Raw genomic sequence first — 21,296 nt, 5'->3', positions numbered from 1 at the left:
GCGCGCGTCCGTCCACGGACTTGCGCCGGCTCGAAGAGCTACCCGTCGCGCCACGAATGAAGAGCACGGCGCACATCGCGCACATCGCCCAGATGCCCAATATCACTAACCACTTTTCCATTTCACCAGTCCTCTAAAACCCCGTACCGTTTTTATGTGCGTGCCTTGCGGCCGCAATCATCCATGTTCTGTATAACGGCGCGTCGAGCAATCTGATAAGGGTAAATGCAAAAAGAATCACGCCAGGGAAAGTACTGATCGCAACCGCCGTCGCCACGCGTAGCGCAATTCGGCGCAAACCCCCGCCGCAGAGGGCTTCTAAGAAGGTGCAACCATGCATGATGCATGGTTGCACCTTTTTATTGGGAGGCGTACGATTCGCTCAACTTTTAGTCTTTTGCCAGCAATTTAGTCTGGTATCCGAAGAAGGAAACATGGCTAGCACCACCCTTGGCGTCAAGGTCGACGACCTCCTGCGTTCCCGGCTGAAAGATGCCGCCACTCGCCTCGAACGCACTCCGCACTGGCTGATCAAGCAGGCGATCTTCGCTTACCTCGAAAAAATCGAGCACGGCCAATTGCCGCCTGAATTGTCGGGCCACACTGGCTCGGCCGATCTGGCCGACGGCGCCACGGTGGATCAGGAGGAGGACAGTGCCTCGCATCCGTTCCTCGAGTTTGCGCAGAACGTGCAACCGCAATCGGTCTTGCGTGCGGCGATCACCGCTGCGTATCGCCGTCCCGAGCCGGAGTGCGTGCCGTTCCTGCTTGGCCAGGCGCGTCTGCCGTCCAATCTGGCGGGCGATGTGCAGGCCATGGCCGGCAAGCTGGTCGAAACGCTGCGCACGAAGAGCAAGGGCGGTGGCGTCGAAGGGCTGATCCACGAATTCTCGCTGTCGAGCCAGGAAGGCGTCGCGCTGATGTGCCTCGCCGAAGCACTGTTGCGCATTCCGGATCGCGCCACGCGTGACGCGCTGATCCGCGACAAGATCAGCAAGGGCGACTGGAAGTCGCACGTCGGCCAGGCGCCGTCGCTGTTCGTCAACGCCGCGACGTGGGGCCTGATGATCACCGGCAAACTGGTGGGGACCAACAGTGAGGCGAGCCTCTCGTCGGCGCTTACGCGTCTGATCGGCAAGGGCGGCGAGCCGCTGATCCGCAAGGGCGTCGACATGGCGATGCGCCTGATGGGCGAGCAGTTCGTCACGGGCGAGAACATCTCCGAAGCGCTGGCGAATAGCCGCAAGTACGAAGCACGTGGCTTCCGCTACTCGTACGACATGCTCGGCGAAGCCGCCACCACCGAAGCCGACGCGCAGCGCTATTACGCCTCGTACGAACAGGCGATCCACGCGATCGGTAAGGCGGCCGGCGGCCGCGGCATTTACGAGGGCCCGGGCATTTCCATCAAGCTGTCGGCATTGCACGCACGCTATTCGCGTTCGCAGCAGGAACGCACAATGAGCGAGTTGCTGCCGCGCGTGCGTGCTTTGGCGATCCTCGCGCGCCGCTACGACATCGGCCTGAACATCGACGCCGAAGAAGCCGACCGCCTCGAAATCTCGCTCGATCTGCTCGAAGCGCTGTGCTTCGATCCGGAACTGGCCGGCTGGAACGGCATCGGTTTTGTGGTGCAGGCGTATCAGAAACGCTGCCCGTTCGTGATCGAGTACATCATCGATCTGGCGCGCCGCAGCCGTCACCGCATCATGGTCCGCCTTGTGAAGGGCGCGTACTGGGATACTGAAATCAAGCGTGCGCAAGTGGACGGCCTCGAAGGCTATCCGGTCTACACGCGCAAGATCTACACCGATGTCTCGTACGTTGCCTGTGCGAAGAAGTTGCTCGGCGCGCCGGACGCGGTCTATCCCCAGTTCGCCACGCACAATGCGCACACGCTGTCGGCGATCTATCACCTCGCGGGCAATAACTACTACCCCGGCCAGTACGAGTTCCAGTGCCTGCACGGCATGGGTGAACCGCTATATGAGGAAGTCACCGGCCGCGACAAGCTGAACCGTCCGTGCCGCGTGTATGCACCGGTCGGCACGCATGAAACGTTGCTCGCGTATCTCGTGCGCCGTCTGCTGGAAAACGGCGCGAACACGTCGTTCGTGAATCGCATCGCCGACGAAAATGTCGCGATCAAGGACCTGATCGCCGATCCGGTCGACGAAGCCTCCAAGATCGCCCCGCTCGGCGCACCGCACGCGAAGATTCCGCTGCCGCGCAATCTGTTTGGCGCCGAGCGTCTCAATTCGATGGGCCTCGATCTGTCGAATGAACATCGTCTGGCGTCGCTGTCGTCGGCATTGCTGGCGAGCGCGCATCATCCGTGGCGCGCCGCACCTATGCTCGAAGACAACGAGATCGCCGTCGGCGTCGCACGTGATGTGCGGAACCCGGCCGATCATCGCGACCTCGTCGGTACGGTCGTCGAAGCGACGTCGGAACACGTGAGCGCCGCATTGGCCCACGCGGTCGCCGCCGCACCGATCTGGCAAGCGACACCGGTCGAAGCCCGTGCCGATTGCCTCGCGCGTGCCGCCGATCTGCTCGAAGCGCAGATGCACACGCTGATGGGTCTCGTGGTGCGTGAAGCCGGCAAGTCGCTGGCGAACGCGGTTGCGGAAATCCGCGAAGCGATCGACTTCCTGCGTTACTACTCGACGCAGATCCGCGACGAATTCTCCAACGACACGCACCGCCCGCTCGGTCCGGTGGTGTGTATCAGCCCGTGGAACTTCCCGCTGGCGATTTTCATGGGTCAGGTCGCCGCGGCGCTTGCAGCGGGTAACACCGTGCTCGCGAAGCCGGCTGAACAAACGCCGCTGATTGCCGCGCAAGCCGTGCGTATCCTGCGCGAAGCCGGCGTGCCGGCGGGCGCGGTGCAACTGCTGCCGGGCGACGGCGAAACGGTCGGCGCCGCCTTGGTGGCTGACCCGCGCACCCGTGCGGTGATGTTCACCGGTTCGACCGAAGTCGCGCGTCTGATCAACAAGACGCTCTCGAACCGCCTCGATCCGGAAGGCAAGCCGATTCCGCTAATCGCCGAAACCGGCGGTCAGAACGCGATGATCGTCGATTCGTCGGCGCTCGCGGAACAGGTCGTCGCGGACGTGCTGCAGTCGTCATTCGATTCCGCCGGTCAACGGTGTTCCGCGTTGCGCGTTCTTTGTCTGCAGGAAGATGTTGCGGACCGCACGCTGGAAATGCTGACGGGCGCGATGCGCGAACTGGCAGTGGGCAATCCGGACCGGCTGTCGATCGACGTTGGCCCGGTGATCGATCTCGATGCGAAGCGCGGCATCGACGCGCACGTCGCGGCGATGCGCGAGAAAGGCCGCAAGGTCGAGCAACTGCCGATGCCGGAAGGCGGCGCACAAGGCACGTTTGTTCCGCCGACGCTGATCGAACTCGACAGCATCGACGAATTGAAGCGTGAAGTGTTCGGCCCGGTGCTGCATGTGGTGCGTTTCCGCCGCAGCCAGCTGGACAAGCTGCTCGAGCAGATCCGCACAACGGGTTACGGCCTGACGCTCGGCATCCACACGCGGATCGACGAAACCATTGCCCATGTGATCAGCCGCGCGCATGTCGGCAACATCTATGTGAACCGCAACGTGATCGGCGCCGTGGTGGGGGTTCAGCCGTTCGGCGGTGAAGGTTTGTCGGGCACGGGTCCGAAAGCGGGCGGCGCGCTGTATCTGCAGCGTCTGTTGGCGACGCGTCCGGCAGGGTTGCCGAAGTCGCTGGCGCAGTCTTTGATCGCGGATGTGCCACAAGCCGGCCCGAACGGGGATAATCGCGGCGACAATCCGTCCGCTGCATTGACGGCGCTGCGCGACTGGCTGATCAGCGAACAGCAGCCGGTGCTGGCCGCACGTTGCGACGGTTATCTGTCGCATGTGCCGGCGGGCGCCACTGCGGTATTGTCGGGGCCCACCGGCGAGCGCAACACGTACACGTTGGGCGCGCGCGGCACGGTGCTGTGTATCGCCTCGACGGCGAGCGGTGCGCGCGTGCAGTTTGCCGCGGCGCTGGCTACGGGAAATCGCGCGTTGTTCGAAGGCGCGGCCGGTGAACAATTGGTGTCGCAGTTGCCCGCTGCGTTGAAGTCTTACGCAAGCGTGAAGAAGAGTGCCGATGCGTCGTTCGACGCGGTGCTGTTCGAGGGCGATAGCGACGAACTGCTGGCGCTGGTGAAGGAAGTGGCGAAACGTCCGGGTCCGATCGTCTCCGTGCAGGGCGTCGCGGCTCGCGCGCTGGAAAGCGGCGACGAGGACTACGCGCTCGAGCGTCTGTTGACGGAACGTTCGGTCAGCGTGAATACGGCAGCAGCAGGCGGTAATGCGAATTTGATGACGATCGGTTGAGCGACCCTCATCGGTCTTTTCAATAAAACGGAAGCGGTACGGCGACCCCGAAAAACCGCTCCATTCACACCTGGTACCAAGGAGAAGCTATGCAATACAAGATGAAACAGCTGGCAGGCGCAGCGCTGGTTGCGGCCATGTCGCTGGCGGGGACGGCCAACGCTCAATCGACTGAAGACGTGAAGATCGGCTTTGCCGGTCCGATGACGGGCGCACAGGCGCACTACGGCAAGGACTTCCAGAACGGCATCACGCTGGCTGTGGAAGACATGAACGCGACCAAGCCGATGATCGGCGGCAAGCAGGTTCGTTTCGTGCTGGATTCGGCCGACGACCAGGCTGACCCGCGCACCGGCACGACCGTTGCACAAAAGCTGGTGGATGACGGCATCAAGGGCATGCTCGGCCACTTCAACTCGGGCACCACGATTCCGGCCTCGCGCATCTACGCGAACGCGGGCATCCCCGAAATCGCCATGGCGACGGCGCCTGAGTACACGCAACAAGGCTTCAAGACCACGTTCCGCATGATGACGTCCGATACGCAGCAAGGTTCGGTCGCCGGCACGTTCGCGGTGAAGACCTTGGGCATGAAGAAGATCGTTATCGTCGACGACCGTACGGCTTACGGCCAGGGTCTGGCTGATCAGTTCGAAAAGGCGGCGAAGGCTGCGGGCGGCACGATCGTCGATCGTGAATACACGAACGACAAGGCTGTGGACTTCAAGTCGATCCTGACCAAGCTGAAGTCGGTCAACCCGGACATGGTGTACTACGGTGGCGCGGATTCGCAGGCAGCACCGATGGTCAAGCAGATGAAGCAACTGGGCATCAAGGCTCCGTTGATGGGCGGCGAAATGGTTCACACGCCGACGTTCATCCAGCTCGCGGGTGACGCTGCGAACGGCACGGTGGCATCGCTCGCCGGCCTGCCGCTGGAAGAAATGCCGGGCGGCAAGGACTATGTTGCGAAGTACAAGAAGCGTTTCAACGAAGACGTGCAAACGTACTCGCCGTACGCTTACGACGGCGCAATGGCCATGTTCGACGCTATGAAGAAGGCTAACTCGACCGATCCGGCGAAGTACCTGCCGCTGCTCGCGAAGACCTCGATGCCGGCAGTGACGGCAGCGAACCTCGCATACGACGGCAAGGGCGACCTGAAGAACGGCGGCATCACGCTGTACAAGGTTGTCGACGGCAAGTGGACGACGCTGCAAAGCGTGGGCGGGAAGTAAGCGGTTTTTTGCTGCTTGCTTTGACGTCAGGAACCCCGCTTCGGCGGGGTTTTTTTATGACGCTTCGAGCTTGTGCTTCTTGCTTGAGCCTGGCTTGAGACCGACTAGTTAGCCTTCTCCCGAAAAAGAATTCATCGACAATTCCCGCGGGTGGCGCGAAATCAGTAAAGCGCTTTTTATACGAGACATGTCGTATAATTGGAGGTGCGGTTGTCGATACCAAGCAAGTACAGGCAAGTGAAGCGCGCGGTCATCGCAGCGCTCAGATCCGGGAAGTTCCAGCATGAGGCCCGCTCGGGCATTAGCGTGAAAAACCTTCTGTCGACCGGGCAGGTCACCGCTCAATTCGTCGAGACCCTCATCACGCGGAGCGATGGCATGCAATACAGTTCGTCACCTCACCACAGCGTTCCGTCAATCGATGTCCATATCATTGAGTCTGGCGGCTGGTACGTGCAGTTCTACTTCGTGGGCGATCCGGAAACCGTGTTTATCAGCGTGCACCAGTGAGTGAAGCCATGAAGATCAAACTTTACGAAGAAGGCGAGAAGAGCAAGGCAATCTGTCATCGTTGCAAGCAGCTTGTGAGTACGACCTTTGCGCGGCGTGACGTGCCTTTCAGCGACGGCAAAGGTGAGGTGAAGAATATTCTCGCGACGGTGTGCGACGTCTGCGACCACGTGGTGGCTGTTCCAGCGCAATCCACGCCGGCCATTCGCGAAGCGCGGCAGAAGGAAGTCAGGCCGATCGAGGCACAACTGCCCGCCATTTATCTGGATATTCTCGACCTGGCGGCTTATATGGTCGACAACGCGAGCTCGACCGAGTTTCGGAAGGTGCTCATGACGCTCTATCTGCATCGTTTTGCATCCGGCGAATATCCGCGGGCACGGCTGATCGAGGCGCATAAGTCAGCGACTGAGCGCTTCAAGGAGCGGCGCGGCGCTGCACGGCGACGACTTTCGATGAAGGTGACGCCACGCATCGCCGAGGACATCAAGATGCTGATGCACGAGACAACCATGAGTCAGACAGAGGTCATCAAGTCTGTGATCTATCAAATCCAATCCGACGTGATCGAATCTCACAAGCCTGCGCTGATGAAAGAGCTTGGGGCTTTGTCGGTCATATACGCTTAAGCCACGGGCTCGGTGGGTACAAAAAAGCCCTGCGGTTCACTTGAACCGTAGGGCTTTCTCTTGTGTGCTTTTCGCTATGCATGCCGGCCGCAAGGCAACTTCATTACTCCCCTCGGAGCTTCCTCCCCTGCTCCCGAATCTGCTCTAACGTCGCGCCCGGCGTGCTCGCCTCCTGCGGCATGCGAATCTCGATCACCGCTGCACGCTTCGCTTCTATCGAGCGTTGCAATGCAGGCAGAAAATCCTCAGTCCGCTCCACGATCTCTCCGTGCGCGCCGAACGATCTCGCGAACGCCGCGAAGTCAGGATTCGTGAGACCGGTGCCGTGTACGCGATTCGGATAGTGCCGTTCCTGATGCATCCGGATCGTGCCGAAGTGGTTGTTGTTCACGACGATGAAGATCACATGCAAGTCGTACTGCATCGCCGTCGCCAGTTCTTGCGCGGCCATCATGAAACAGCCGTCGCCAGCTAATGCGACGACTGCGCGTTGCGGATACAGCGACTTCGCCGCAATCGCCGCTGGTACACCGTAGCCCATCGCGCCACTGGTCGGCGCAAGCTGCGAGCGGAAATGTCGATACGAGAAATGCCGATGCAGCCACGTGGCGTAGTTGCCCGCACCGTTTGTGAGGATCGCGTCTTCCGGCAGATGCGCGCGCAATTGCTGGATCACTTCGCCCATTTGCACGTCGCCGGGAATCTGACGCGGCTTGCGCCAGTCGAGATACGCCTGGTGCGCTTCTTCCGCCGCGCCGGTCCATGCGAGCTTCTCGGAAGACGGCTTTAATGCCGCAAGCAGTGCCGCAAGTTCTGGCATGCCGGAGACGATCGGCAAGTCCGCCGCGTACACGCGGCCAAGTTCCTCCGCGCCTTGATGCACGTGCACCAGTATTTGCTTCGTCTTTGGAATATCGAGCAGCGTGTAGCCATTCGTCGTTGCTTCGCCCAATCGCGGGCCAAGCGTAAGCAGGAGATCCGCATCGCGGATACGTTGAGCAAGCTCCGGATTGATACCAAGGCCGACATCGCCCGCGTAGTTCGGATGCTCGTTGTCGAGCGTGTCCTGGAAGCGGAACGCGAGGCCGATCGGCAATTGCCAATTCTCGACAAAGCGTTGCAGGTCGGCACATGCCGCAGGCGTCCAACCACTGCCGCCAGCGATCACCATCGGTCGTTGCGCGGCTTCCAGCAATCGGCGCAACTCTTCCATTTGCGCCGCGGAAGGCGACGCCGCCACGCGCTTATACCGCGGCGCACCGGCAACGGCTTCGCACGCATCGCTCAACACATCTTCCGGCAACGACAACACGACCGGCCCCGGACGCCCCGACGTCGCCGTGTGAAATGCATGGCTCAGATATTCGGGAATGCGCTTCGGGTCGTCGATTTGCGCGACCCACTTGGCCATCTGACCGAACATGCGCCGATAGTCGATTTCCTGGAAGGCCTCGCGGTCGAGATGCTCGCGCGCGCATTGACCGATCAGCAGGATCATTGGCGTTGAGTCCTGAAACGCGGTGTGCACGCCGATCGATGCATGCGTCGCGCCGGGTCCGCGCGTCACGATCGCGACGCCCGGACGTCCTGTCAATTTGCCGACGGCTTCAGCCATGTTCGCGGCTGCCGCTTCGTGCCGGCAGACGATGGTCTGGATGTGGTCCGTTTCGTCGTGCAGCGAATCGAGCACGGCGAGAAAGCTCTCGCCGGGCACGCAGAAAACACGTTCGACGCCGTGCGTCAGCAAGGCATCGACAACGAGACGCGCGCCGGTGGTTTGGGCGGCAGGAGAAGCGGAAACGGGAGCATTCGGCAGCGACATTGCGATGAAGCCTCCAGATGGTGCATGGGTGCGATCGGATGTTGCCGCATCGGCTTGAAAGGCGCCGATGGGCGCTTCGACAGCTTACGCCGACAACGCGGCCGATGTCACGGCGCAGCCCAACCTTCCCATCTGCCGATAGCGAACGCGAAAACGGAAACGAAAGCGAAAACGCGGGCCGAAGCCCGCGTCATCAATCGCTTTGGAACGCAGCGTTCAGCACTCGACAATATTCACCGCCAACCCACCGCGCGACGTTTCCTTGTACTTCGTCTTCATATCCGCGCCGGTCTGCATCATCGTCTTGATCACGGAGTCCAGCGAGACGTAATGCGTACCGTCACCGCGTAGCGCCATACGCGCTGCATTCACGGCCTTCACCGAGCCCATTGCATTGCGCTCGATACACGGAATCTGCACCATTCCGCCGACCGGATCGCACGTGAGTCCGAGGTTATGCTCCATGCCGATCTCGGCAGCATTCTCGACTTGCTCAGGCGTGCCGCCCATCACCGCCGCGAGCGCACCCGCGGCCATCGAGCAGGCCACGCCGACCTCGCCCTGGCACCCCACTTCCGCGCCCGAAATCGACGCGTTCAGCTTGTACAGAATGCCGATTGCCGCGGCCGTCAGCAGGAAGTCGATCACGCCTTGCTGATTCGAGCCCGGCATGAAACGCGTGTAGTAATGCAGCACCGCCGGAATGATGCCGGCCGCGCCATTGGTCGGCGCCGTGACCACGCGCCCGCCCGCCGCGTTTTCTTCGTTCACGGCGATGGCGTAGAGATTGATCCAGTCGACCATCGACAGCGGATCGCGCAGCGCCAGCTCAGGATTACTCGACAAGGCGCGATACAACTGTGGCGCGCGACGCTTCACCTGGAACGGACCGGGCAAAGTACCGTCCGCATCCGGATTGTTGATGCCGCAACCGCGCGACACGCACGATTGCATCACGTCCCAGATCTTCATCAAGCCCGCGCGCGTTTCTTCTTCCGTGTGCCAGACGCGTTCGTTGTCCCACATCAATTGCGCGATGCTCTTGCCGGTCGATTTGCACAGCGCGAGCAATTCGTTGCCGCTGCGGAACGAATGCGGCAATTGTTCGACGGCACTCAGCACCTTCGTATTCGGCGCGCCCGCCGTCACCACAAAACCGCCGCCCACCGATAGATACGTCGACTCGCGCAGCGTCTCGCCCTGCGCGTCGAACGCACGCAGCTTCAGGCCGTTCGGATGCTCCGATAGCGCCTGGCGATAAAACGAAATGTGATCTTTTTGCACGAACGGCACGTCGTGCGTGCCGAGCAAGGCGAGCTTGCGCGACGCCTTCACCGCTTCCAGCCGTTGCGCGATCGTGTCCGGATCGACCGTGTCGGGCGCGTCGCCCATCAACCCGAGCATCACGCCGCGATCCGTGCCGTGCCCCTTGCCGGTCGCGCCGAGCGAACCGTACAGATCCACTTTCACCGATGCCGTCGCCGCAAGCAGCCCGTCGCGTTCGAGCCCTTGCGCGAACATCAGCGCGGCGCGCATCGGCCCGACCGTATGCGAGCTGGACGGACCAATGCCGATCTTGAAGAGGTCGAACACGCTGACTGCCATTTACTGCTCCCTGCTGATAAAAGTAAGTTTAGCGCGCTGGCAGCGGTAAGCACACGGCGAGCCACGCGGGCGGCGTCGGTGCGAGCTGCAGCGCGATCGGCGTATAGCGTCCGTCGAGACGCGCCGCCAGGTGAAACAGTTCCGTCGCGTTTTTCGGATCCCATTGACCCGAATAGCCGGGCAAACCGGCCTCGCGACGTTTGGCATCGAACGGAACGTTCGAATGCACGAATTCTTCATGCGTCTTGCTGCCGTCCGCGTACGGCGTGAGCCAGTTCAGCGCGGCCGCCAGTGAGGCGCCATTCGTCCCCTTCTCCGGCAACCAGTTGCGGTTGTGGCGGCGCGCGGCGAGCGCGGCGGTCACGAGCGGCTGCAGGTCGTAGGTGACGTAATGCAAGGCGTCACGCTCGGCGAAGTCCACCGTCGAGCCGTCCGGTGCGATGTTGTCGCCGATATGTTCGTCGAACAAACGCTGCGCCGCGTTGATCATCTTGCGGTTATCCAGCGTGAACGCGGCCATCGCGATCAGCTTGATCCGGTGGCTCTGCCAGTTGTTCTTGAACGTGCCGGTGAGCGGCCGCGGCCGCGCGTCGATTTGCGCGATATAGCCGCTCGCAAGCTTCGTCAGGAACGCCATCGATGCATTGCGCGTCTTCACCGGCAACGCGCTTGCGGTCATGTCATAGGCGAGGATCAGGCCTTCGAAACGGGTTTCGTCGATCGGATTGAAACTGGGTTGATAAGTCGTGACCCACGCATACAGCAAGCGGTCGACCAGCTTCAGATAGCGATCGTCGCTGGTTGCGCGCCAGGCGAGCGCGGCGTCGCGCAACAGATCGAGATCCTTCTCCGCCTCGACGCTTTGATCGTAGATGCCCTCGTGCGGCAGCGTGCCTTCGGTATGCAGTTTCGCCACGGCATGCGGCGGGTCGTTCAGATGCGCCTGCACATTGCTCACCAGTGCCTTGACGCCGGGATCGGCGTTCGTGCGCTCGCTGGTTTGCAGCGCGGGCGCCGCACAAAAATTCATCGCGGCTTGCGCCTGCCGCAGCGGCAGCAGCAGCACCGCTGCGCCTGCCAACAGTAGCGCGCAGGCCTGTTGCCACGTCTGGACTCGCCTTGTTTCGGTCCGGCTTTGCATCAATCGCACCTTTCGCGCCATGCGAAACTCCTCGTTTGGCTGATTCGGTGTGTGATGTTAGCCGTTTGCGGACACAAGCGACAGAACCGCGCAACGCCTGCTTACAACCTTCAGGCGATGCGCGGTCAAGGCCGGACTTACTCGTAGTCGGCGATCGGTACGCAGGAGCAGAACAGATTGCGGTCGCCGTACACGTTGTCCGCACGGCCGACTGGCGGCCAGTACTTCTTCGCGATCAGTGTGGGCAGCGGATACGCGGCGGTTTCGCGCGCATACGCATGCTTCCATTCGTTCGCGATGACCACCGCCGCCGTATGCGGTGCATGCTTGAGCGGATTGTCTTCGCGGTCCGAACGGCCTTCTTCCACCGCGCGAATTTCCTCGCGGATCGCGATCATCGCTTCGATGAAGCGGTCGAGTTCTTCCTTCGATTCCGATTCGGTCGGCTCGACCATCAGCGTGCCCGGCACCGGGAAGCTCATGGTCGGTGCGTGGAAGCCGTAGTCGGCGAGACGCTTGGCGACGTCGTCGACGGTGATGCCGCTGGTTTCCTTGATCGGGCGCAGATCGAGAATGCACTCGTGTGCGACCAGTCCGCCGGGGCCCGAGTACAGCACCGGATAATGCGGCGCGAGTTTGTTCGCGACGTAGTTGGCGTTGAGGATCGCGGTTTCCGTGGCGGCCGTGAGGTTCTTCGCACCCATCATCGCGATGTACATCCACGAAATTGGCAGGATCGAGGCGGAACCGTACGGTGCGCCCGACACAGCGCCGATACCGTTCGGCGCGCGTTCGTAGCCCGTTGCAAGCTGATTCGGCAGGAATTGCGCGAGATGCGCGCCGACGGCGACCGGACCGACGCCCGGTCCGCCGCCGCCGTGCGGAATACAGAAGGTCTTGTGCAGGTTCAGGTGCGAGACGTCGCCGCCGAACTGGCCCGGGGCGCACAGGCCGACCATGGCGTTCATGTTCGCGCCGTCCACGTAGACCTGGCCACCGTGCGCGTGCACGATCTCGCAGATTTCGCGGACGTTCGCTTCGAACACGCCGTGCGTGGACGGGTACGTGATCATGATCGCCGCGAGCTTCTCAGCGTGCTGAGCGGCCTTCTTCTTCAGGTCTTCGATATCGACGTTGCCTTGCGCGTCGCACGCCACCACGACCACTTGCATGCCGGCCATTTGCGCCGACGCCGGGTTCGTGCCGTGCGCCGAAGCGGGAATCAGGCAGACATTGCGATGCGCTTCGCCGCGCGACGCGTGGTAAGCGTGGATGATCAACAGACCCGCGTACTCGCCTTGCGAGCCGGCGTTCGGTTGCAGCGAGACAGCTGCATAGCCGGTGGCCGCGATCAGCATCTGTTCGAGCTGATCGATCATTTCGCGGTAACCGACGGTTTGCTCAGCCGGTGCGAACGGGTGAATCTGACCGAATTCGGGCCACGTGACCGGCAGCATTTCCGAGGTCGCGTTCAGCTTCATCGTGCACGAACCGAGCGGGATCATCGAGCGATCGAGCGCGAGGTCCTTGTCCGACAGGCTGCGCAGATAGCGCAGCATTTCCGTTTCAGAATGATGACGGTTGAACACGTGGTGCGTGAGGTACGCGCTGGTGCGTTCAAGCGCGGCGGGCACAGTGCTCTCTGCGGGAAGCGCCGCATCGAGCGCGTCGATTTGCGCGACTTCGTCGACAAATGCCGCTTGGGCGAACGCCGCGAGCAGATCGGCCAGATCGCTGCGCGTGGTGGTTTCGTCGATCGAGATGCCGACGCGCGTGTCGCTCACGCGGCGCAGATTGATGCGCTTGGCCGTCGCAGCGTCATGCAGTGCCTGGGTGCGTGCACCGGTTTCGAACGTGAGCGTGTCGAAGAACGTGTCGTTGACCAGCGTGTAGCCGAGCTTCTTCGCGCCGGCGGCCAGCAACGCGGCGATACGGTTCACACGCAGCGCGATCGTCTTCAGACCGTGCGGGCCGTGATAGACGGCGTACATGCTGGCCATGATCGCGAGCAGCGCCTGCGCGGTACACACGTTCGAGGTCGCCTTCTCGCGGCGGATATGCTGCTCACGCGTTTGCAGCGCGAGACGCAGCGCCGGATTGCCCTGTGCGTCGACGGTCACGCCAACGAGCCGGCCCGGCATCTGACGCTTGAATTCGTCGCGCACGGCGAGGTAAGCCGCGTGCGGGCCGCCGAAACCGACCGGCACGCCGAAACGCTGCGTGTTGCCGACGGCCACGTCCGCGCCCCATTCGCCCGGCGGCGTCAAAACGGTCAGCGCGAGCAGGTCGGCGGCGACCACCACGTGGCCGCCCGCAGCGTGGATCGCGTCAGCGAGCGCGCGGTAGTCGCGCACGTCGCCGTTCACGCCCGGGTATTGCAGCAGCACGCCGAACGCATTCGCGTTCGCGGCTTCCGCTGCCGGACCCACTTTCACTTCGATGCCGACCGGCGTGGCGCGCGTCTTCACCACTTCGATGGTTTGCGGCAGCACGTCGTCGGCGACGTAGAACACGTTCGACTTCGGCTTGCCGACGCGTTGCAGCAGCGTCATCGCCTCAGCGGCGGCGGTGGCTTCGTCGAGCAGCGAAGCGTTCGAAATCGCCAGACCCGTCAGGTCGACGATCATCTGCTGGAAATTCAGTAGCGCTTCCAGACGGCCCTGCGAGATTTCCGGCTGGTACGGCGTGTACGCGGTGTACCACGCCGGATTTTCCAGCACGTTACGCAGGATCACCGCTGGCGTGTGCGCGTTGTAGTAGCCCTGCCCGATGTACGAGCGGAACACCTGGTTCTTGTCCGCCAGCTCACGCAGCGCGGCGAGCGCTTCGGCCTCGCTCTTCGGCTGCACGAAGGGGCCGAGCGGCAGTGCTTCGCTGCGGCGGATCGTTTTCGGAATGACGGCGTCGATCAGCGCGGCGCGCGACGCGAAGCCGAGGGCTTCGAGCATTGCGTGCTGGTCGGCCGAATCCGGGCCGATGTGCCGTTCAGCGAAGGCGTCGTGCACTTCGAGCGCGGCGAGCGAGAGAGGAGTGCGGTTCATCAGACGATCCGGGTGTTCGAGCTTCATGAGGTGTTCCTGCCGGTGCGGGCGTCCGTTCGATGATCGAATCGGACGCGCCGCGCCTGTCGGGTTTAAACGTAATGGTGCAACGTGCGGCGAATCAGGCGCCGATCGACTTCGAGTACGCGTCCGCGTCGATCAGGCGATCCAGCAATGCGTCCGCGGCCGGCTTGATCTTGAAGAGCCAGTTCTCGTACGGCGCGCTGTTCACGCCGTCCGGGGTGTCGGCGACGGCCGGGTTCGCTTCGATCACTTCGCCCGAAACCGGCGCGTAGATATCCGAGGCGGCTTTCACCGACTCGATCACGGCAACGGTTTCGCCCGCGCTCACGGTCTTGCCCAGTTCCTGGACTTCGAAGAAGACGATGTCGCCGAGCGCTTCCTGCGCGTGGTCGGTGATACCGACCGTCAGCGTGCCGTCCGCTTCGGTGCGGACCCACTCGTGCGATTCGGTGTATTTCAGATCGGCCGGGATGCTCATCGGATGCTCCTATGCGGTGTGATTCGTTAAAAACTTAAAAGTGGACTGACGCACGCGCCGGCTGCTTAAACAGCGAGCACCTTGCCGTTGCGTACGAACGGCAGTTTTACCACGCTTGCGGGAACGTTTTTGTCACGAATCTGGACGTGAACGGTGTCGCCCGGTTGCACGCCTTTCGGCACACGTGCAAAGGCGATTGATTCCTGCATGGTCGGGGAAAAAGTGCCGCTGGTGATTTCGCCTTCGCCCTGCGGCGTGACGACTTTCTGATGAGCGCGCAGCACGCCAGCCGCCTTGCCGTTGTCCTTCAGCAGGATCAGACCGACGAACGCGGCCTGCGAGCCGTCGGCCTCGAGCTTGCCTTTGCCGACGAAGTCGCGCGGCGACGTCAGATCGACGGTCCAGGCGAGGCCGGCGTCGAGCGGCGAGACGTTGTCGTCCATATCCTGGCCGTACAGGTTCATACCGGCTTCGAGGCGCAGCGTGTCGCGCGCGCCAAGACCCGCCGGGCGAACGCCTTGCGCTTGCAACGCGTTCCACAGTGCGACGACGTGATTCGCCGGGACGATGATTTCGAAGCCGTCTTCGCCGGTGTAGCCGGTGCGGGCGACGGTGAGTTCGCCGAACGGCGTGCCTTCGACGCGCGCGGCGTTGAACGGCTTCAAGGCTTCCGTGGCGGCGCGTGCGGCCGGGACGGTTTGCCAGACTTTTTCGCGGGCGTTCGGGCCTTGCACGGCGACGATCGCGTAATCGCGGCGCGGCGTGATGGTCAGGCCGAAGCTGCCTTCGGCGTTGAGCTGGCCGAACCAGGCGATGTCTTTCTCGGCGGTGCCGGCGTTCACGACCACGCGGAAATGATTTTCGCCGAAGTAATAGACGATCAGATCGTCGATCACGCCGCCATTCGGGTTCAGCAGACAGGAGTAGAGCGCGCGGCCCGCCGTTTGCAGCTTGGCGACGTTGTTGGCCAGCGCGAATTCGAAGAAGGCGCGCACGCGCTCGCCGGTGAAGTCGACAACGCACATGTGCGAGACGTCGAACATGCCGGCGTCGGTGCGCACGGCGCGGTGTTCGTCGATCTGCGAGCCGTAGTTGACGGGCATGTCCCAGCCGCCGAAATCGACCATACGGGCGTTGAGCGCACGATGGGTGGCGTTGAGCGGGGTGTGTTTGAGTTCGGTCATGGGGCCTCAGGCGTCTCGCGAAACAAAAAAGGCCATGCGGCGCTACGCCTCGCGGCTAATGCCTGCGAGCGATTGCGTTGCATGACCCCTCTGTCCTCGATACCTGAGAGATTGCGCTGCCGTGCGATGTTGAAGCCGTCATCGCCACGGTGAAACGCGCGCCCCTTCGGTGGGCAGCCTGCCAGAATCTGCTCGATATACGTTCGACGTACGCGACGCAGACGGCTACTGCCGCTCTCCAGAGTGCGAAAAATCCATGTCTTGATGCTGCCTGGACGCGGGTTTTTCGACGCGGTCGGTCCTTTTGCCTGAGAGTTTGCGGGTATGCCCCTTCGGCGGCGCGGCCTGCGATTTTCTGCGGCCAGCACGCTCTCCCGACGCGTGCGGCGAATGTACGCGAGGGCCGGAGGCTTGTCAAATAAAGGCCCGTAACGGGTATGGCGGTTGGCGCTGCGGGCTCGCGGATATCAAAAAAAAAGCGCGGGACGTGATGCCCGCGCTGGTTTGCTTCAGTGCCTGAACCGGCGCGATTATTCGCCGATGGCGTGTGCCGCGTTGTCCAGTTCCTGGTTCAGCACGCGCTGTTCGTCGCCGGAAAGACCGCCGCCGTGTTGTGCCGCCATGTCGCGAGTTTCCTGACGGATCACGTCGAGGCGATGGTGCAACGCGCCGCCTTGCGGGGGCGGGTAGTAGCCTTGGTTGACGTGAGCGTCGATGCGGCGGCTCAGGTTGTCGATACGGCCGTTCACTTGGTTGAAGCGCTGATCCGCGATCTGCTGCGGGTTAGGGCGCGGCGCCGGCGCGGGTTGCTGGGGCGCCACCACGCAGGCGGCGAGGGAGCTGAGCAAGGCGCATGCTGCTACTGCGCGGACGATACGGGGCATGGACTCTCCGGAAGTCGTTGTCGTTGTGTGTGTGGTGCTACTGGGGTAGCAACGGATAGCCGGGGATTCGCGCTGACCGGGAAGGCGGGGTTATTTGTAACGTTATGTTCCTTTCGGGGTTGTCAGGCTTTTTGGCTTTGGCGGCGGCATGGTTCGCATGCCGCCGCCAGATAGTCAGAAAGCGCCCCGTAGGCAAACAGTCAGTCAGCGAATACGCTCGAACGGTAGCCGGGCGCCTTCTTCCGAGCTTCGGGCGGCAAGCTCGATAATCGTCATCACGTCGACCGCGTCCTGAGCGCTGACAGGGAACTTCACGCCGTTCTGAATCGAATCCGCCAAGGCAATATAGAAGCCGACATATTCGCCGTTGCGCGTAGGCACTTCCCGCTCCACTTCCTGACCGTCTTCGAGTACGCGCAGCACGCCCGCCGTGTTGTCTGCGCCGAACCCTTCGTCGCCAGGGCGCAGGCCCGCTTTCAACTGATCTTCCTGCGTATCGAGCCCGTATTTCACGTAGCTCCCCTGCGTGCCGTGAATCGCAAACCTCGGCGCGACGAGCGCGGTCAGCGCGCTTGCATGCAGCACCACTTCGAACTCGCCGTATCCCAGTTGGATATGCACGTAGTCCGGCGCGCTGGCCTGGTCGCGATGCGTCCGAACCGTCGCAGACACGGTCTGCGGTGCGCCGAACAATGCCAGCGCCTGATCGATCAGGTGCGGTCCGAGATCGAATAGCAAACCGCCGCCGCGCGAAGCTTCCTCGCGCCAGCGCTGCCGAACTTCCGGCCGGAAACGGTCGAAATGCGATTCGTATTGTGTGATGCGCCCCAGCTCTCTGCCGGCAAGCAGATCCCGCACGGTCAGAAAATCACCGTCCCAGCGGCGGTTGTGAAAGGGCACGAACAGCTTGCCCCGGGCGAGCGCGATGTTGGCGAGCGTATGGGCGTCGGCGGCGGTCAGCGTGACCGGCTTGTCGACCACCACGTGCTTGCCCGCCTCCAGCGTGCGGCGCGCCAGGTCGAAGTGCGTGTCGTTGGGCGTCGCGATCACAACACAGTCAATTTCTTCGAGCGCCAGCAGGGCGTCGAGATCGGCCACCACCTTTGCATGCGGGTAATCGGCCAGCGCGTGTTCGGGCTGACTCGTCGCGATGGCCGCGATGTTCGCGCGCCCGCAGTGCTCGATCACCGGCGCATGAAAGGTCGCGCCAGCAAAACCGTAACCCATCAATCCAATCTTCAGCGATACGGACATGCGTGTCTTCCTGCAAAAACGGCGCGCCGTTTTGCCACCGCGGCGACGGCGCGCAACGGCGTAATTGTGGCATGTCCCCAAGGCGGACTGTCAGCGTTGTCGAGGGCGGTTGTCGGCGATATCCGTGTTAACATCGCTCCTCTCGCGCGAAAGCGGAGCGAGCTGGAGCCCGCAGCACACGCGGCGCTGTTCCAGCTGCCGCCCCCGCGCAGCATGCCCCCGGGCCTTCGGTCTCGCGATTCCGCAACCAGGCGCCCTCAACCGCATTACCCATCCACAGACGATGTCCGCAGGCCTGAACCCCGCTCAAAATGAAGCGGTCCGTTATCTTGACGGTCCGTGTCTCGTGCTCGCCGGCGCAGGCAGCGGCAAGACGCGCGTGATCACGCAAAAAATCGCGCACCTGATCGAAGCCAAAGGCTTCGAGCCGCGCCACATCGCCGCCGTCACGTTCACGAACAAGGCCGCCCTGGAAATGCGCGAGCGCGTGGGCAAGCTGCTCGAAGGCAAGACGCTTACCACGCCCGGCAAGGAAGGCCGCAAAGTGCCCGTCAACCAGTTGACGGTCTGCACTTTCCATTCGCTCGGCGTGCAGATTCTGCGGCAGGAAGCGGAACACGTCGGCCTGAAGCCGCAGTTCTCGATCATGGATTCGGACGACTGCTTCGGCATGATCCAGGAGCAGGTCGGCTCGACGGACAAGGGCTTCATTCGCAAGATCCAGTCGATCATCTCGCTGTGGAAGAACGGCATGATCATGCCCGAGCAGGCGATCGCGATCGCCGCGAACGAGGACGAACATCAGGCTGCCATCGTCTACCGCAATTACGTGGCGACGCTGCATGCGTATCAGGCGGTCGATTTCGACGACCTGATCCGTCTGCCCGCCGAACTCTTCGAGAAGAACGAGCAGGTACGCGACCGCTGGCAGAACAAGCTGCGCTATCTTCTGATCGACGAGTATCAGGACACCAACGCGTGCCAGTACGAACTGGTGAAACTGCTGGCCGGTAAGCGCGCGGCCTTCACGGCGGTCGGCGACGACGATCAGGCCATCTATGGCTGGCGCGGCGCGACGCTCGAAAATCTCGGGCAGCTCAGCAAGGATTTTCCGAAGCTGCATCTGATCAAGCTCGAGCAGAACTACCGTTCGACGGTGCGTATCCTCACGGCCGCGAACAACGTGATCGCGAACAACCCGAAGCTGTTCGAAAAGAAGCTGTGGTCCGAACACGGCATGGGCGACACGATCACTGTCACACCGTGCAACGACGAAGAGCACGAGGCCGAGTCCGTCGTGTTCCGACTGTCCGCGCACAAGTTCGAGCGGCGCGCGAATTTCCGCGACTACGCGATCCTGTATCGCGGCAATTTTCAGGCGCGCATCTTTGAACAGGTGCTGCGTCGCGAGCGGATTCCGTATGTGCTGTCGGGCGGCCAGTCGTTCTTCGACAAAGCCGAGATCAAGGATATCTGCGCGTATTTGCGCCTGATCGCCAACGCGAACGACGACCCCGCGTTCATCCGCGCGATCACCACGCCGCGCCGCGGCGTCGGCAATACGACGCTCGAAGCGCTCGGCTCGTTTGCGGGCCAGGCGAAGGTGTCGTTGTTCGAAGCGGTGTACATGGGCGGCATCGAGGCCCGTTTGTCGCCGCGTCAGATTGAACCGATGCGCGTGTTCTGCGACTTCATGCAGCGCCTCACCGACCGCGCCGAGAAAGATGCCGCCGGCCCGCTGCTCGACGAACTGATGGACGCGATCCACTACGAAGCCTATCTGTACGACGCGTTCGACGAACGTCAGGCGCAGTCCAAGTGGCAGAACGTGCTCGAGTTCATGGAATGGTTGAAGCGCAAGGGCACCAAGGCTGAGCCCGCGGGCTCGGACGGTTCCGGGAATGGCGAAGCAACCGGCTACGACACCGCCGACGGCCTCGGCGACACCGGCAAGAATCTGCTCGGCCTGATCCAGACCGTGGCCCTGATGTCGATGCTCGAAGGCCGCGAAGAAGATCCGGATGCGGTGCGGCTCTCGACGGTTCACGCGTCGAAGGGGCTGGAGTATCCGCACGTATTTCTGGTCGGCGTTGAAGAAGGCATCATGCCGCACCGTGGCGGCCCCGACGACGAGCCGATCGACGACGCGCGCATCGAGGAAGAGCGGCGTCTGATGTACGTCGCGATCACGCGGGCGCAGCGCAGCCTGCATCTGAACTGGTGCAAGAAGCGCAAGCGCGCGCGCGAAACCGTGGTGTGCGAGCCGTCGCGCTTTATTCCCGAGATGCTGCTCGAGGATGCCCCGCCGCCGACGCCTGAAGAAGCGCCGATGTCGCCGAAAGACCGGCTCGCGAGTTTGAAGGCGTTGTTGCAGAAGCCTTGAGCGTTGGCGCGGCGCGGGTGCAAAACCCCGCGCACGTCAGGTGCATCGGCGGTTTTTCGTGAACGCGAGCTACAGTGGCACGGCCCGTTAATTGGACGTCGATTGCGCGTCTATCGGGCGCTACTCGGAGACCGCCCGCATGCCAACGCCGCCGCTCGCGCACTATCGCCGCGCGCTCGACACCTACATCGACGCAAAAGACAACACGCGTGCTGACCGCATTGCCGAAGCCTTTGCACCGGACGCGGTTCTCACCATTTCGCTCGCTACGTCGAATATCGCGTTTCCGGCGCGCACGGTCGGTAGCGATGCGATCGCGAAAACGCTCGTCAGTGATTTTGGCGCTCAGTACGCGCGGTGCCGCACTTACTACGTGTGTGATTCGCTGACGCTGGATAACGGCACGATCGACGCGTTGCCCTGGCTGGTGGTGATGCGCGAGAAGGCCACCGGCGCATTGCGCGTCGGCCACGGTGTGTATCGGTGGAGTTTCGACGCGACGCCGGCGGTCACGGGGTTTCATATCCACATCGCGCGCATGGACGTCGTGCCCGACGCCGACGGCGCATTGCTCGAAGCGTTGCAGGATGGGTTGAGCTATCCGTGGCTCGTACCCGCCGACTTGCACGCGCATTTTACGTCGCTCGCGCGAAGCACGCCGGCGCTGGCATTCGTCGAGGCGTTCAGCCGTCCTGCGCTTGCATCGGCGGGCACCTGACCTGACGGC

Annotated in this window: 14 protein-coding genes and 2 riboswitches; of the genes, 6 read left to right on the top strand and 8 right to left on the bottom strand. The window is 62.6% G+C overall.

Features of this window, described 5'->3' with window-relative positions; all coding sequences use genetic code 11:
• Positions 1–434 precede the first annotated feature (434 nt).
• From putA to B0G76_RS33960, 4 genes are all read left to right on the top strand, one after another.
• Entirely contained in the window at positions 435–4,376 is a 3,942-nt protein-coding gene (gene putA / locus B0G76_RS33975; protein ID WP_120297191.1) for a trifunctional transcriptional regulator/proline dehydrogenase/L-glutamate gamma-semialdehyde dehydrogenase, read from the top strand.
• 89 nt (positions 4,377–4,465) lie between these two features.
• A complete protein-coding gene (locus tag B0G76_RS33970; RefSeq protein ID WP_120297190.1) occupies positions 4,466–5,614 on the top strand; it encodes a branched-chain amino acid ABC transporter substrate-binding protein in 1,149 nt (382 codons plus the stop codon).
• A gap of 237 nt (positions 5,615–5,851) precedes the next feature.
• Complete coding sequence (locus B0G76_RS33965; RefSeq protein WP_259460910.1) at positions 5,852–6,124, top strand: hypothetical protein; 273 nt, start codon at positions 5,852–5,854, stop codon at positions 6,122–6,124.
• 8 nt (positions 6,125–6,132) lie between these two features.
• A complete protein-coding gene (locus B0G76_RS33960) occupies positions 6,133–6,753 on the top strand; it encodes a hypothetical protein (protein WP_220700806.1) in 621 nt (206 codons plus the stop codon).
• 103 nt (positions 6,754–6,856) lie between these two features.
• On the opposite strand, the gene B0G76_RS33955 is transcribed toward B0G76_RS33960, so the two are convergent.
• The 8 genes from B0G76_RS33955 to B0G76_RS33920 all read right to left on the bottom strand — a co-directional run bounded on the left by B0G76_RS33955 (position 6,857) and on the right by B0G76_RS33920 (position 18,186).
• Positions 6,857–8,575, bottom strand: coding sequence for a thiamine pyrophosphate-binding protein (locus B0G76_RS33955; protein WP_120297189.1), 1,719 nt, complete (start codon positions 8,573–8,575; stop codon positions 6,857–6,859).
• Between the two features lie 216 nt (positions 8,576–8,791).
• Entirely contained in the window at positions 8,792–10,180 is a 1,389-nt protein-coding gene (locus tag B0G76_RS33950; RefSeq protein ID WP_120297188.1) for an L-serine ammonia-lyase, read from the bottom strand.
• Between the two features lie 28 nt (positions 10,181–10,208).
• Entirely contained in the window at positions 10,209–11,342 is a 1,134-nt protein-coding gene (locus B0G76_RS33945) for an alginate lyase family protein (protein WP_120297187.1), read from the bottom strand.
• Positions 11,343–11,458: 116 nt separating this feature from the next.
• A complete protein-coding gene (gene gcvP, locus B0G76_RS33940; RefSeq protein WP_120297186.1) occupies positions 11,459–14,389 on the bottom strand; it encodes an aminomethyl-transferring glycine dehydrogenase in 2,931 nt (976 codons plus the stop codon).
• Between the two features lie 94 nt (positions 14,390–14,483).
• The gene (gene gcvH / locus B0G76_RS33935) at positions 14,484–14,864 is read right to left on the bottom strand and encodes a glycine cleavage system protein GcvH (protein ID WP_120297185.1); all 381 of its coding nucleotides are present in this window, start codon (positions 14,862–14,864) and stop codon (positions 14,484–14,486) included.
• A 65-nt stretch (positions 14,865–14,929) separates the two neighbouring features.
• Complete coding sequence (gcvT, locus tag B0G76_RS33930) at positions 14,930–16,048, bottom strand: glycine cleavage system aminomethyltransferase GcvT (RefSeq protein ID WP_120297184.1); 1,119 nt, start codon at positions 16,046–16,048, stop codon at positions 14,930–14,932.
• 80 nt (positions 16,049–16,128) lie between these two features.
• A riboswitch (glycine riboswitch) is annotated at positions 16,129–16,300 on the bottom strand.
• 33 nt (positions 16,301–16,333) lie between these two features.
• Positions 16,334–16,435, bottom strand: a riboswitch (glycine riboswitch).
• A gap of 143 nt (positions 16,436–16,578) precedes the next feature.
• The gene (locus B0G76_RS33925) at positions 16,579–16,932 is read right to left on the bottom strand and encodes a hypothetical protein (RefSeq protein WP_120297183.1); all 354 of its coding nucleotides are present in this window, start codon (positions 16,930–16,932) and stop codon (positions 16,579–16,581) included.
• Positions 16,933–17,136: 204 nt separating this feature from the next.
• Complete coding sequence (locus tag B0G76_RS33920; protein WP_120297182.1) at positions 17,137–18,186, bottom strand: oxidoreductase; 1,050 nt, start codon at positions 18,184–18,186, stop codon at positions 17,137–17,139.
• Positions 18,187–18,469: 283 nt separating this feature from the next.
• Here B0G76_RS33920 and B0G76_RS33915 point away from each other — a divergent pair, with 283 nt between their 5' ends.
• Positions 18,470–20,569, top strand: a complete 2,100-nt coding sequence (locus B0G76_RS33915; protein ID WP_120297181.1) for a UvrD-helicase domain-containing protein — start codon at positions 18,470–18,472, stop codon at positions 20,567–20,569.
• A gap of 139 nt (positions 20,570–20,708) precedes the next feature.
• Complete coding sequence (locus tag B0G76_RS33910; protein WP_120297180.1) at positions 20,709–21,287, top strand: hypothetical protein; 579 nt, start codon at positions 20,709–20,711, stop codon at positions 21,285–21,287.
• Positions 21,288–21,296: the final 9 nt, after the last annotated feature.

It is taken from the genome of Paraburkholderia sp. BL23I1N1 (assembly GCF_003610295.1).
Taxonomy (GTDB): Bacteria; Pseudomonadota; Gammaproteobacteria; order Burkholderiales; family Burkholderiaceae; genus Paraburkholderia.
This window is presented reverse-complemented; position numbering and strand designations above follow the sequence as displayed.